The sequence below is a fragment of the Labrys miyagiensis genome (assembly GCF_030160835.1).
Classification (GTDB): domain Bacteria; phylum Pseudomonadota; class Alphaproteobacteria; order Rhizobiales; family Labraceae; genus Labrys; species Labrys miyagiensis.
In genome coordinates, this window is record NZ_BSPC01000005.1 from 641,328 (window position 1) to 654,010 (window position 12,683).

Sequence of the window (12,683 nt, forward strand, 5' to 3'; positions counted from 1 at the left end):
AAAGTTCCGATCGTGCATGGCTGTGGGAATAGTTACGCAACCGCCGCCGCGGCCTAATTCCGCTCGTCCGGCAGCATCGGCAGCGGCATGATCTCGATGCCGTCCTCGATCAGGCTGCGCACGTCCTCACCTGAAGCCTCGCCATGGATGGCGCGGTGCTCGATCTCGCCGTCATGCATCGCGCGTGCCTCGTTGGCGAAGCGTTCGCCGACATAATCGGACTTCTCGGTCAGCATCGCCCGCAATTCGCGCACCTTGGCACGCAACGCCTGCTCCTCGGGCGACATCAGCGCCACCGGCTGCGGGGCGGGTGCGGAAGGAGCCGGCTCGCGGTCCTTGCGGGCGACCTGCGGGGCCATGATGGCCTTGCCGATTTTCACGGAAGCGCATTGGGGGCAGCTCAACAGGCCGCGCTCGGCCTGGTCGTCAAAGGACGAACTGTCGCGGAACCAGCTTTCGAAGGCATGTCCCTGGTCGCAGACAAGGGAGAAACGGATCACTCTGCAGCCCTCAGCGCCGGCTCCGTCTTGAGGGTAAAGGAGCGGGCGTTCTTCAAGTTCGGAATCTTGCCGCGCGTCGCCGCCACGGCATGGACGTCGATCTCACCATAGATCAGGCCGAGCGTGTCGCCGGCATCGGCGGTGACGCGGCCCCAGGGATCGATAATGACGGAATGGCCATAGGTGTCGCGGCCGTCGTCATGGTGGCCGACCTGCGCGGCAGAGATCATCCAGGCGCCGTTCTCGATGGCGCGGGCGCGCTGCAGCACATGCCAATGTGCCTCGCCCGTCTGCTTGGTGAAGCAGGCCGGGGCGCTGATCACATCGGCGCCGGCATCGCCGTAGGCGCGGAAGAGCTGTGGGAAACGCACGTCGTAACAGATGGCAAGGCCGAGGCGCCCGAAGGGCAGGTCCACCGTCACCGCATCGTTGCCGCCGACATAGGCGTTGGATTCGCGCCAGCTCTCGCCGCCGGCAAGATCGACATCGAAGAGATGGATCTTGTCATAGGAGGCGACGACTTCGCCCTTGGGGTCGATCACGAAGGCGCGGTTGGCCGCCTTCTCGCCGACGCGCACCGCCATCGAGCCGATGTGAAGATGGATGGCGTTCTCGCGCGCGATAGCGCGGAAGGCGTCGAGCTCGGGATTGCTGTGGTCATCGCCGATGGCGGCCATCATGGCGGCGCGGTCGCGGTTGACCACGGTCGTCATCTCCGGGGTCTGCAGGTAGTCGGCGCCGGCCGCCTTGGCCTCGCGCGCCGCCGAGGCCACGGTAGCGACATTGGCGGAGGGCACCACGCCGGAGCGCATCTGCAGGACGGCGGCTTTGAATCGCATCACGGACTTTCCTTCAGGCTGCGAGAAGCTTGTCGAGACCACCGGTGGCCTCGAGGTCGTGCAGATCGTCGCTGCCGCCGACATGGGTCTCGCCGATGAAGATCTGCGGCACCGTGTACCGGCCACGGGTTCGTGCGCTCATGGCTTTCTGCAGGTCCGGCCGGCCATCGACATCGATCTCCTCGAACGGAACACCCTTGCGGGTGAGAAGGGTCTTTGCTGCCTTGCAATAGGGGCACCAGGACTTGGAATAAACCACGACGGGCGGCATGCCAGTATTTCCGATCAGTGAAAGAACTCTCTGAGAAATAGGGAGGTTCCGGCAAAATTCAATCAGGCATTATAAGCGGTTGAGGGGCGCTCACAAGGGAGGGAGCGGAGGGCCGAAAACGGGCGAGTTCCCGGGTCAAGGCCAACAACGGTAATTGACGGAATAGGTTTGTAATTTGCGCAAATCTAAAACCTCGCTTTAGATTTGCGCAACACGACCCCAGAAATGTCCTCTCAATCGTTCTGGAAGACCATCCAGGCCTTGTCGAAGGCCCGGGCACGCACGTCCTGCTCGCGCATCAGCACGTAGAGGCAACCCGAGGGGAGCAGCCCGACGGCGTCGTCGCGGCCGATCTGCAGCAGCAGGCGCCAGCGATAGGCGGTCTTGAGCAGGCGTCGGGCCTCGGCGGTGTTGAAAGCCTCCCCTGTCCCGCAATAGATGCCATGCGTGGCGAGCTTGGCCATGGCCTGCATGCCGTTCTGCAGCGGGGCTGGCCAACCGCCGAGGCGGTGGTTCGGGCCCTCGCGGCTGTCGGGGGTGTCGAAGCGGGCGAGCCAGCCCTCGTAGCGGATCTCGTCGCTGTCCTCGTCCCAGAAGGTGCCGGCGTCCTCGCCATGCGCAAAGGCGTCGAAATTCCGGTCACTGGGCGGGATGGCGGTGAAGACCGAGCGCGCCGTTACGGCGGCCGGCCGGAACAGGCTGTTCCAGCGCTCGCCCATCATCGCCGCCAGCGCAGCCGGGGCGGGCTTGCGCTCCAGCTGCTCGACGGGCGTCCTGTCCCAGATCAGACGGAAGCCGGCGGCGGTATAGGGGTCGAAGCCCGGCGGGCGTTCCCAATAGTCGCAGAAGAACAGGAGGCGGCCGTGATGGGGCAGCAGCGCCGGGTAACCCGCGTGCGACGACAGGCTGGCGAGGTCGAGTTGGGCGATGAAGGCGAGCGGGAACACGCTCTCCACCGCAGAAGCGAGATCGCTGCGTTCGCGGCTGAAGAGCCTGGCCTGCTCAGGCGTCATCCAGGAGCCCGGCCGCGTCGCCTCGCTCAGGAGGCGCGCAGCCTCGAGCCGGTGCGCCCGCGCCCGCTCGACGGCATCCTCATAGGGCGGGCGCTCTGGCCAGGCCATGTCGAGGGGCAGGTCCGGCAGGCCGCCGATCTTGCTGGCGCCGAGCGGGATCTGCGTCTCGTCGGCGAGGCCGGTCTCGAGCAGGAGCGCGGGCTGTGCCTGCTCGGCGAGATGGAGGGCAGTGCCCGCGGGCAGGCCCGCTCCCTGCAGGGACGCCAGAAGGTCCTCGCGGCTCTCCGGCCAGGCGATCGGCGCTTTCTTCGGCATTTCCAGCCCCATGCATTCTTTCCAGCCCCATCCATTCTATCATTCCAACGGCGTGGCCACCCGGGCGAAGACGAGCATGTCGACACCAGCCGCGCCGGCGCGCATCAGGGTGCGGGCGGCGGCCTCCGCCGTGGCGCCCGAGGTCAGCACGTCGTCGACCACCACGATCCGCTTGCCCTTGATGGCCGGGCGGTCAGCCGCGGCCACCGCGAAGGCGCCCTGCAGGTTGCGGGCACGCTCGTTGCGGCTGAGGCCGACCTGGCGGGCGGTGCGCTTGGCGCGGGTGAGCAGCAGCGGCTCGTAGGCGATCGCCGAGCGCCGGCTCACCTCGCGCGCCAGCAGTGCCGCCTGGTTGAAGCGCCGGCGCCACTGACGCAGCCGGTGCAGCGGTATCGGGACGAGCATGTCGGCACCATCGAGGATGTCGCGTCCGGCCTGCGTCATCAACCCTGCCATGAAAGGCGCGATCTCGACGCGGTCGCCATATTTCAGCCGGTGCACCAATTCGATCGCCGCGCCCTCATAGCGCGCCGCGGCGCGGGCCTTGCCATAGGCTGGCGGGTTGGCGACCGCCTGGGCCGAAATCATGCCGTCGCCATGGTCGTAGACGAAGGGAATCCCCAGTCTTTCGCAATAGGGCCGCTCGATCAAGGAGAGGTCGCGCCAGCAGGTGACGCAAAGGCTCGCATGGCTGCCTGTCACCTCGCGGCAGACCAGGCAGCGCGGCGGCAGCACGATGTCGGCCAGACGTCCTCCTACCCGCGACAGCAGGCGCGCCAACCACGGGGATGCGACGGCATCAGCACACATTCCGGTAAAGTGACAAAGAACCTCTCGGCTGTCATCATAAGTTGGGTGTGTCGCCAGGATGGACACTGGTATCATGCTGCGGAATTGCGCCATGATTTGCCGAGCCGGCCCGACATAGCCATTATGGCGGGCGTAATCCTGCCTTCAGACCGGAATGCCCTTGTCAATGTCCGCTTCTCTTCGCACCGTCATCAGCCGCCTCGATATGTTCGCCGGCGCCAGTCCCGATGATATCGACGCCGTGGCCGCCCTTGCTGTCGAGCAGCGCTTCAAGGACGGCGAACAGCTGTTCTCGCGCGGCGCGCCGGGCGAGGGGATGGTGATCGTGCTGCAGGGGTCGATCCGTCTTTCCATCGTCTCGGTGGACGGGCGCGAGCTCATCCTGCGCGAAGCCGGGCCGGGCGATGTGATCGGCGAGATCGCGGTTCTCGATGGCGGGCGGCGGACCGCCGATGCGACGGCGGTCGGGCCCGTGGCGGTGGGCTTCATCGGGCAGGCGCCCTTTACCCGGCTGCTCTCCACGCGCCCGGCCATGCAGATGCTGATCCTGCAGGTGCTGTGCGCCCGGCTGCGCGACACCACCGACCAGCTCGAATCGATCGCGCTCTATCCGCTGGAGGCGCGCCTGGCCCGCTTCCTGCTCTGGCATGTGCAGCGCTTCGGACGCACCCGGCCGGATGGGGGCCGCAGTGCACCGCTTACCATTTCGCAGAGCGCCATCGCCAGCTTCGTCGGCGCCTCCAGGCCTAAGGTCAACCGCCTGCTTGCCTCCTTCGAGGAGCGCGGAGCCATCGAGAGGCGGGGCGCCATCGTGCATTGCGATATCGCCGCCTTGACGCGCCTCGCCCAGGCGGAGGCGGCTGCGGGTGGAGAGGACGGCGCCAGCCAGGACGCCGAGCGTGGCTGATCCTGCGTTCAAGCCCGCGATCGCAACGGGCCTGGCGGCCTTCATCCTCGGACTCGGCTTCCTCATCCTCAATCCCGGCAATGCGGCGAACACCTTGCGCGAGGAGGCCTTCGATCTCATCGAAGCGGGTATTCTCGCCAAGCGGCTGCCGGATGGCGTGGTGGTCGTTGCAATAGACCGCAACAGCCTGGCCGAAAAGGACTCCTGGCCTTGGCCGCGAGCCCGTTATGTCGACCTCGTCAGCAAGCTGCAGGACGCCAAGCCCGCAGTGATCGGCATCGACATCCTGCTCAACGGTCCTGACCGCCGCGCGCCGGGGCCAACCCTGAGGGAGCTTGCGAAGTCGACCGGTAGGACCGACCTCAACACCGTGGCCGCCAGCCTGCCCGATGACGACAAGGCGCTCGGCGACACCCTGGCGCGTTCGGACGTGGTGCTCGGCCTTCTGCTGGACGAAGAAGGCAAGGACGAGCCGCCCTTTCCCGCCATGATCGCCAGGGCGAAGGGAGCACCGACCCCGCAGCCGTCGCAGGCGGCGGAGGGTGTCGATGCCCCCTTGCCCGTACTGGTCGAGGGCGCCGTCGCCGTGGGTGCCCTCTCTTTCTCAGCGGGCACCGGCACCAAGGTGCGACAGGCGCCGGTTTTCGTGAATGCCGCCAATGAGGACTATGCCGGCTTTGCCGTGGAAGTCTTCCGGGATACCCAGCAGGCGTCTGCCTTCGTGATCGATCCGGATGGAGCGACGGTCTCCGTGGGCGATCGTCATATCCCCCTGCGTGAAGGCGCATCGATCCGCCTGCATCTGACCTCGCCCTTGAGCTGGGCAGCCCGTACGGTTTCCGCTGCGGATGTGCTCGATGGCAAGATACCGGCCGAGCGGCTCGCCGGCCGCATCGTCCTGATTGGCGCGACAGCCCCGGAAGCGGGCGCCTTTCTCGCCACCGCCGTGGCGCCGAACACGCCGACGGTGCAGGTGCAGGCCGAGGCGATCGAAGGGCTGCGCTCAGGCGATATCCCGCTTCGCATCCACAATCCCCGCCTGGTCGAGCCGGTGGCGGCAGCCGCGCTCGGCCTGGTCGCGCTTGCCGCCGCTCTCTGGCTCGGGCCGCTGCTGGCAAGCTTGATCCTGGCGGTCCTGATTCTCGGCTGGATCGGCTTCAGCGTCGGCCTCTTCGCTGGCACGGGCCTGCTCATCGATCCCGTCGGGCCGCTGATCCCTGCCGTCGCCGCCGCCAATTCGGCCCTGGTGGTGATGTTCGCGCGCACGCGCAAGCTGCGCAATGCCATCGAGCGCAAGTTCGGGCGCTATCTCTCGCCGGAGATCGTTCGCCGGCTGACGGCAGCCCCGGAGGAACTCAGGATCGAGGGCGAACTGCGCGAGGTCACGGCGCTGTTCTCCGACATCGAGGGCTTCACCACCATGTCTGAGAATGCCGAGCCGCGCACGCTGGTCGGCGCACTCGATGCCTATTTCGATGGGGTCTGCGCCATCGTCATCCGCCATGGCGGCATGGTCGACAAGATTGTGGGCGATGCCGTACATGGCCTGTTCAACGCCCCGCTCGCTCTACCCGGCCATGCCCGGGTGGCGATGGATTGCGCCATCGAGATCGGCCGCTTCACCCAGGAATTCCGCAACCGTGAGGATGCCAGGAAGCTCGGCTTCGGGCGCACGCGCATCGGCCTCGACACCGGGCCGGTGATCGTCGGCGATGTCGGAGGCCTCGGCCATCTCGACTACACCGCCCATGGCGACGCCGTGAACTCGGCCGCGCGGCTCGAGGCCATCAACAAGCAGTTCGGCACCACCATCTGTCTCGGCGCCCGCGCGGCAAAAGCGATCGGCGCGCCGGAGCTCATGCGCCCGCTCGGCACGGTGGTGCTGCGGGGGCGCGCGGCAGAGACGGCCGTGTTCAGCCCCTGGCCCGACGATGCCACGCCGCAGCGGCGGCAGGCTTACCTGGCTGCCTATGAGCTGGTGAAACAGGATTCAAACCAGGCTCTGGCGCTGTTCAAGGGTCTCGCGGAGCAATGGCCTGGTGATCCGGCCGTCGCCTATTGGGTCAAGACGTTGTCTTGAGGGCCTTCTACGAAGCGGAAAGCGAGCGCCGCCATCGAGTTCCATAGGAGTGTCGGGTATTTGTCGCCCGGGTGATCTCTGGCGATCTACGGCAAGTTCACGGGACAATTTCTCGAAATCGCCGCATGACCTTTCGGCTTCCGGCGGTTTGCGCTACAGGGTAGCTGAACAGGAGGGCCGCAACCCTCCGGCGGCGCACCCGATCAGACGACAGGCGCGCTGTTGCATATCCATCTGCACGAGAACTGGGAACGCCCATGAAACACCGTCTTGTCGAAACCCTGGCCGTTGCGGCCCTGCTTTGCGCCTCCCTCGGCGCCGGCACGGCCCTGGCCCAGTCCACCGATGCGGCCAAGCCGGCCGCCGCGGCCCCCGCGCCAGCTCCGCCGCCCGGCGGGGGATGGGCCGTGCGCTGCGCCTCGACCTCCCGTCAGGGATCGCCCGATTGCGCCGTCGACGAGAGCGCGGTGATGAACAACACCGGCCAGCTCGTGGTGGCCTTCTCGGTGCGCGTGCCGAACGACACCCGCGCCCCCGCGCTGCTGGTACAGATACCGCTCGGCCTCTTCCTGCCGGCCCAGCTCAAGCTGCAGGTCGATGACGGCCAGGCTCTGAGCTACCCGATCCAGACCTGCGACGCCTCGGGCTGCTATGTCGGCATGCCTCTCGATGCCGGACTGCTCGCCCAGATGAAGAGCGGCCAGCAGCTGAAGACGGTCTTCCAGAACATGCAGCATAAGGACATGACGATCTCCCTGCCGCTGCAGGGCTTCGCCGACGCCTTCGCGAAGATCCAGTAGGGCTGGAAGTCCGCGCTCCCAGTTACCCCCACGGCCCGCGTGGCTTCAGGTCGTCCAGCCCGATACCCTCGACGAACCCGCCCTTACGTTTCGGCGGGGTGCCCATGCGCTGGGCGATCGCCTCCAGCGCGGCGATGCGGTTGCCCGTATCGGGGTGGGTGGAGAACAGGTTGTCCATCGCCCGGCCTGAGAGCGGGTTGATGATGAACATATGGGCCGTGGCGGGGTTGGCCTCGGCCGCCTCGTTGGGAATGTGCTGCGCGGCATCGTGAATGCGCACCAGGGCCGAGGCGAGGGCGCGCGGATTGCCGCTGATCTCGGCGCCGAGGCGGTCGGCCTCATATTCGCGCGAGCGCGAGATCGCCATCTGCACGATCATGGCGGCGAGCGGCGCCAGGATGGCGATCGCGATGCTGGCGATCGGGCCGGGGCCTTCACGATCGCGGCCTGAAGAAAAGAACATGCCGAAATTGGCGAGCATCGAGATGGCACCGGCCAGCGTCGCCGTCACCGTCATCAGCAGCGTATCGCGATGCTTGATATGGGCGAGCTCATGGGCGATCACGCCCGCCGCCTCCTCGCGCGAGAGCATCTGCAGCAGGCCGCTGTTCACGGCCACGGCGGCATTGGCCGGGTCGCGGCCCGTGGCAAAGGCGTTCGGTTGCGGATCGTCGATGATGTAGAGCCTGGGCATGGGCAGGCCGGCATTGCGCGCCAGTCCCGCCGTGAGCTGGTAGAGCTCCGGCTCGCTGCGCGCGTCGACTTCGCGGGCGCCATACATCGACAGCACCATGTCGCCCGAGCGCCAATAGGCGAAGATATTGGTGGCGATGGCGATCGCCAGCGCGATGATCATGCCGGTTTTGCCGCCCAGAACCAGGCCGATCGCCATGAACAAGGCGGTCATGCCGGCAAGGAGGATGGCCGTGCGTGCGTAATGCATCGAAGGAGTCCCGTTTCTCCGGCGATAAGATCGGAACTCCACCATAGCCTATGCAAGAGGCCGCCGCATGAAAGCTTTGTCATGTGGAGGAACGGCGGCGGCTCGGGTCTCTATTCGCGAGTGTGTGTGGGAGACGAGCTGTAATTCGTCATTGCGAGCGCAACGAAGCAATCCAGGGCCATTGGCATCACCCTTCGGCCCTTGGATTGCTTCGCTGCGCTCGCAATGACGGCAGTACCGGCGCCTTTTCCGATATCGCCGCTCTTTTCAGTCAGGCTCTCGAAACAGGCGCTGCGCCTCACATCGCAGCGTCGACCTCGTCGCCCGGATCGTTGGAGGGCAGCACCACCACATGGGTGCCCACAGGCGTGTTGTTGTAGAGGTGGATGATGTCCTGGTTGAGCAGGCGGATGCAGCCCGAGGACATCGACTTGCCGATCGACGTGGGGTCGATCGTGCCGTGCAGGCGATAGAGCGTGTCGCGATTGCCCTGGAACAGATACATGGCGCGGGCGCCCAGCGGATTGCCGGGGCCGCCGGGCATGCCGTCGGCATATTTGGCGGCCTCGGAATCGCGCTTCACCATGTCGGAGGGGGGCGTCCAGGTCGGCCAGACCGATTTGCGCTTGACGGTGGCGTTGCCGTGCCAGCCGAAGCCCTCGCGACCCACGCCGACGCCGTAGCGGGTGGCAAGACCACCCTCATGCACATGGTAGAGATAGTGGTTGTTGGGGTCGATCACGATGGTTCCGGGCGCTTCGCCGGTCGGATCCGAGACCTCGCGGCGGTAGAAGGCGGGATCGATCTGCCCCAGGTCGATCGCCGGCACCGGATAGCCATTGTCCTCGCCGCCGGCATAGATGGCGCGGTAGTTATAGTCGCTGCCGCCCCAGCCGTCGAAGAAGGCGTCCGCCGACAGGCGGCGGGACGAGGCGCAGCTGGCGAGAAGGAGAGGAGCGCCGAGCACGAACAGGCGGCGGGACAAATCGGGCATCACAGACCTTCCAAGCCAGGAATCAGTATCAATTCGGGCAAATTTCGGGGCGAGTAGAGCTTATCAGGGTTAATAGCTGGTTATCCCGGGCAATAGCTTCGTTAGGAAATCGCCGGCACCAACTTTTTCGCAACGTCAACCCAAACAATTTGAAAGAGTTCCGCCTGTCCAGCAGCCGCAGGTTGCATGGCCGCCGCCAGCCCGGTCCGTTCCAGGGCCGGGATCGCGGGGTCATGAACAGGTCACGCGGGCTTTCGAGCGGCACCCTCAGATCCAGGGGCGCGCCGCAGCCGTCTTCTGCTCGAAGGAGGCGATGTGCGGCGTCTTCTCCATGGTCACGCCGATGTCGTCGAGCCCCTTGAGCAGCTTGTTCTTGCGGGCGGGATCGATGTCGAACTTGACCGTGCCGCCATCCGGCCCATGAATCTCCTGGGCCTCGAGGTCCACCGTCAGCGTGGCGTTGGCGCCGCGCTTGGCATCATCGAACAACTTTTCGAGATCGTCCGGCGAAACGACGATCGGCAGGATGCCGTTGTTGAAGCAGTTGTTGTAGAAGATATCGGCGAAGGAGGTGGAGATCACACAGCGGATGCCGAAATCGAGCAGGGCCCAGGGCGCATGCTCGCGTGAGGAGCCGCAGCCGAAATTATCGCCGGCCACCAGGATCTTGGCTTGGCGATAGGAAGGCTTGTTCAGCACGAAATCCGCGTTCTCGCTGCCGTCGTCGTTGAAGCGCATCTCGGAAAACAGCCCGGCGCCCAATCCCGTGCGCTTGATGGTCTTGAGATATTGCTTGGGGATGATCATGTCCGTGTCTACGTTCGTGATCTCCAGGGGCGCGGCAACACCGGTGAGCGTCGTAAATTTGTCCATTGGCTGAGAACCGTTTCGAACTGAAGCTTTTATTGCCCGGTCTTTTATGGCTTGCTGTTCCGGGTGACAAGTAATTTGGGCGTGAGAGAACCGAGAAGGCACCATGTCTGGTCTGTTACGGCTCAGTGAGGCGGCGCGCCGCGCGACGGTGAAGGCCCTGGCTCCGGCCGAACCCATCGTCTACGTCACCACGCCCGACCCTCGCGAGGCCGCGCGCAACGCCATCTCCACCTTCGGCGCCGGCGCTCTGATCGCAGTGCTGAGCCTGCCGATCGCCTGGGCCTGTCTCTCCGCGGCCTGGCAGGCCATCGCCAATGGCGGTTCGGTGGTGCTGCCGCTGCTGTTCAGCCTGCTGGCGCTGCCGGCCTGCATCTTCGGCGTCTATCTGATCAGCGCGCCCTATGCCGCCTATCTCCGCGCCAAGGACCGCGTGGTACTGATCACCGACCGCCGGCTGGTGCTGATTTCCATCCGCAACGGGGTGGAGGAAACACTGTCCGCCCGCTCCATCCTCGGCGTCGAGCGCAAGAGCATCGAGCGCGGCTTCGGCACGCTGGAAGTGCGCCACGAGGCCAGGGGCGACGAAGCGGAGACGGTGCTCGCCGGCATGGACAATGTCATGGACGCCGAACTCGCCATCCGCCGCCTCTCGCTCGATCATTCGGTGACGATCATCTCGCCGGTGCATTAGCTGTGATGTCCGCGCTCCCAGCATTTGTCGCCTCTGGGACAGCCAATGTCTGCTTTCAGTCTTTGAGAGCCTGCCTTCCCGCTAGCATCGCTCGAAACAGCAGGGAGCGGGACGATGATGGAAGCAGTGGCGGAGGCAAGGCGCTCTCGATCAGGCCGGCGTGGGGCGCGCAGCGGCCCGGTGGCGCCGCCCTATATCACCCGCAAGATCCCGCCCTATGAGATCCTCTCCGAGGAAGCGCTGGCGCTGATCGAGGAGCATGCCGACCGTATCCTGGAGGAGGTCGGCTTCGAGATCCGCGGCGACCAGGAGGCGGTCGACCTCTTCAAGGCAGCGGGCGCCGAGACGGACGGCTGGCGCATCCGGCCGCCGCGCGGGCTGATCCGCTCGATCATCCAGCGGACCTGCCCGGCGAGCTTCATGCAGCATGCCCGCAATCCCGAGCGCTCGGTGGTGATTGGCGGCGCCAACACCGTGTTCTCGCCCGCCTACGGCTCGCCCTTCGTCACCGATGCCGATCGCGGCCGGCGCTATGGCACGCTTGAGGATTTCGGCAATTTCGTGAAACTGGCCTATATGACGCCTTGGCTGCACCATTCCGGCGGCACGGTGTGCGAACCGGTAGACGTGCCCGTCAACAAGCGCCATTTCGACATGGTGCTGGCCCACATGACCCTCTCCGACAAGGGCTTCATGGGCTCGGTGACCACCGCGCCGCGCGCTTCCGATTCCATCGAGATGTGCCGGGTGTTGTTCGGGGCCGATTTCGTCGACGCCAATTGCGTCATCCTCGGCAATGTCAACACCAACTCGCCCCTCGTGCTCGATGGCGAGGCCTCGCGCGTGATACGCACCTATGCGCGCGCGAACCAGGCGGCGGTCTGCGTGCCCTTCATCCTCGGCGGCGCCATGGGCCCGGTGACGACAGCCGGCGCGCTTGCCCAGTGCTTTGCCGAGGCGATGATGTGCGTTGCGCTGACCCAGCTGGAACGTCCGGGCGCGCCGGCGATTCTCGGCAATTTCCTGTCATCGATGTCGCTGAAATCCGGCGCACCGACGTTCGGCACGCCGGAGCCGGCGCTCGGCTATCTCGGCATCGGTGCGCTCGCTCGCCGCCTCGGCGTGCCCTTGCGCTGCGGCGGCAATCTCTGCGCTTCCAAGATCCCGGATGCGCAGGCCGCCTATGAGAGCGCCAATTCGATGTGGCCGGCCTTCCTCGCCGGCGCCCATTTCATCCTGCATTCGGCCGGCTGGGCCGAGGGCGCGCTCGCCATGTCCTATGAGAAATTCGTGATGGATGCCGACCAGCTCGGCGCCTTCCACACCTTGGCGCGGGGCATGCCGGTGGACGAGAACGCCTTCGCCCTCGATGGCTTCCACGAGGTCGGCCCCGGCAAGCATTTCCTCGGCAGCGCCCACACCATGCGCAACTACGAGACCGCTTTCTACGACTTCCCTCTCTCGGACAACAATTCCTTTGAGCAATGGAGCGAGGAGGGCAGTCACGACATCGTCAAGCGCGCCAATCGCAAGTGGAAGGCCATGCTGGAAGCCTATGAGGCGCCGCCGATGGAGCAGGACAAGCGCGAGGCGCTGACAGATTTCGTGGCACGGAAAAAGGCCGAGGTGCCGGACGCTTGGTATTGA

The 12,683-nt window shown here is 65.9% G+C and carries 13 protein-coding genes; 5 read left to right on the forward strand and 8 right to left on the reverse strand.

The genetic code is table 11. The annotated features are described in order from the left end of the window. Positions 1–53: 53 nt before the first annotated feature. The 5 genes from QQL24_RS03755 to QQL24_RS03775 form a co-directional block, all read right to left on the reverse strand. Positions 54–500: a DUF1178 family protein gene (locus tag QQL24_RS03755; RefSeq protein WP_284310535.1), complete on the reverse strand. Its 447-nt coding sequence runs from the start codon at positions 498–500 to the stop codon at positions 54–56. Then, the gene (locus QQL24_RS03760; protein WP_284310536.1) at positions 497–1,339 is read right to left on the reverse strand and encodes a carbon-nitrogen hydrolase family protein; all 843 of its coding nucleotides are present in this window, start codon (positions 1,337–1,339) and stop codon (positions 497–499) included. Before QQL24_RS03760 ends, QQL24_RS03755 begins: the two co-directional genes overlap by 4 nt. Before the next feature lie 13 nt (positions 1,340–1,352). After that, positions 1,353–1,610, reverse strand: coding sequence for a glutaredoxin 3 (gene grxC / locus QQL24_RS03765; RefSeq protein ID WP_284310537.1), 258 nt, complete (start codon positions 1,608–1,610; stop codon positions 1,353–1,355). 233 nt (positions 1,611–1,843) lie between these two features. Beyond that, positions 1,844–2,938, reverse strand: a complete 1,095-nt coding sequence (locus QQL24_RS03770; RefSeq protein WP_284310538.1) for a YwqG family protein — start codon at positions 2,936–2,938, stop codon at positions 1,844–1,846. 39 nt (positions 2,939–2,977) lie between these two features. Continuing rightward, complete coding sequence (locus tag QQL24_RS03775) at positions 2,978–3,718, reverse strand: ComF family protein (RefSeq protein ID WP_284310539.1); 741 nt, start codon at positions 3,716–3,718, stop codon at positions 2,978–2,980. Positions 3,719–3,914: 196 nt separating this feature from the next. Between QQL24_RS03775 and QQL24_RS03780 the strand changes: the two genes are divergently transcribed. From QQL24_RS03780 to QQL24_RS03790, 3 genes are all read left to right on the forward strand, one after another. Continuing rightward, entirely contained in the window at positions 3,915–4,655 is a 741-nt protein-coding gene (locus QQL24_RS03780) for a Crp/Fnr family transcriptional regulator (RefSeq protein WP_284310540.1), read from the forward strand. Continuing rightward, complete coding sequence (locus QQL24_RS03785; protein WP_284310541.1) at positions 4,648–6,735, forward strand: CHASE2 domain-containing protein; 2,088 nt, start codon at positions 4,648–4,650, stop codon at positions 6,733–6,735. Before QQL24_RS03780 ends, QQL24_RS03785 begins: the two co-directional genes overlap by 8 nt. A 257-nt stretch (positions 6,736–6,992) precedes the next feature. After that, a complete protein-coding gene (locus QQL24_RS03790; protein WP_284310542.1) occupies positions 6,993–7,535 on the forward strand; it encodes an invasion associated locus B family protein in 543 nt (180 codons plus the stop codon). A gap of 22 nt (positions 7,536–7,557) precedes the next feature. On the opposite strand, the gene htpX is transcribed toward QQL24_RS03790, so the two are convergent. From htpX to leuD, 3 genes are all read right to left on the reverse strand, one after another. Next, positions 7,558–8,478 carry a zinc metalloprotease HtpX gene (htpX, locus tag QQL24_RS03795; protein ID WP_284310543.1) on the reverse strand — a complete coding sequence of 307 codons (921 nt, stop codon included), beginning with the start codon at positions 8,476–8,478 and terminating at the stop codon, positions 7,558–7,560. A gap of 298 nt (positions 8,479–8,776) precedes the next feature. Then, complete coding sequence (locus tag QQL24_RS03800) at positions 8,777–9,472, reverse strand: L,D-transpeptidase (RefSeq protein WP_284310544.1); 696 nt, start codon at positions 9,470–9,472, stop codon at positions 8,777–8,779. Between the two features lie 267 nt (positions 9,473–9,739). Further along, the gene (leuD, locus tag QQL24_RS03805; protein WP_284310545.1) at positions 9,740–10,345 is read right to left on the reverse strand and encodes a 3-isopropylmalate dehydratase small subunit; all 606 of its coding nucleotides are present in this window, start codon (positions 10,343–10,345) and stop codon (positions 9,740–9,742) included. Between the two features lie 103 nt (positions 10,346–10,448). Here leuD and QQL24_RS03810 point away from each other — a divergent pair, with 103 nt between their 5' ends. Both QQL24_RS03810 and QQL24_RS03815 read left to right on the forward strand, forming a co-directional pair. Then, positions 10,449–11,036 (forward strand): hypothetical protein, encoded by a 588-nt coding sequence (locus QQL24_RS03810; RefSeq protein ID WP_284310546.1) that lies wholly within the window; start codon positions 10,449–10,451, stop codon positions 11,034–11,036. Positions 11,037–11,150: 114 nt separating this feature from the next. Continuing rightward, complete coding sequence (locus QQL24_RS03815; protein ID WP_284310547.1) at positions 11,151–12,683, forward strand: trimethylamine methyltransferase family protein; 1,533 nt, start codon at positions 11,151–11,153, stop codon at positions 12,681–12,683.

Coding starts and splice junctions, on each gene's coding strand:
- QQL24_RS03790 (WP_284310542.1), top strand. CDS start 6,993: ATGAAACACCGTCTTGTCGAAACCCTGGCCGTTGCGGCCCTGCTTTGC.
- QQL24_RS03770 (WP_284310538.1), bottom strand. CDS start 2,938: ATGCCGAAGAAAGCGCCGATCGCCTGGCCGGAGAGCCGCGAGGACCTT.
- htpX (WP_284310543.1), bottom strand. CDS start 8,478: ATGCATTACGCACGCACGGCCATCCTCCTTGCCGGCATGACCGCCTTG.
- QQL24_RS03800 (WP_284310544.1), bottom strand. CDS start 9,472: ATGCCCGATTTGTCCCGCCGCCTGTTCGTGCTCGGCGCTCCTCTCCTT.
- QQL24_RS03760 (WP_284310536.1), bottom strand. CDS start 1,339: ATGCGATTCAAAGCCGCCGTCCTGCAGATGCGCTCCGGCGTGGTGCCC.
- QQL24_RS03810 (WP_284310546.1), top strand. CDS start 10,449: ATGTCTGGTCTGTTACGGCTCAGTGAGGCGGCGCGCCGCGCGACGGTG.
- grxC (WP_284310537.1), bottom strand. CDS start 1,610: ATGCCGCCCGTCGTGGTTTATTCCAAGTCCTGGTGCCCCTATTGCAAG.
- QQL24_RS03815 (WP_284310547.1), top strand. CDS start 11,151: ATGATGGAAGCAGTGGCGGAGGCAAGGCGCTCTCGATCAGGCCGGCGT.
- QQL24_RS03780 (WP_284310540.1), top strand. CDS start 3,915: ATGTCCGCTTCTCTTCGCACCGTCATCAGCCGCCTCGATATGTTCGCC.
- leuD (WP_284310545.1), bottom strand. CDS start 10,345: ATGGACAAATTTACGACGCTCACCGGTGTTGCCGCGCCCCTGGAGATC.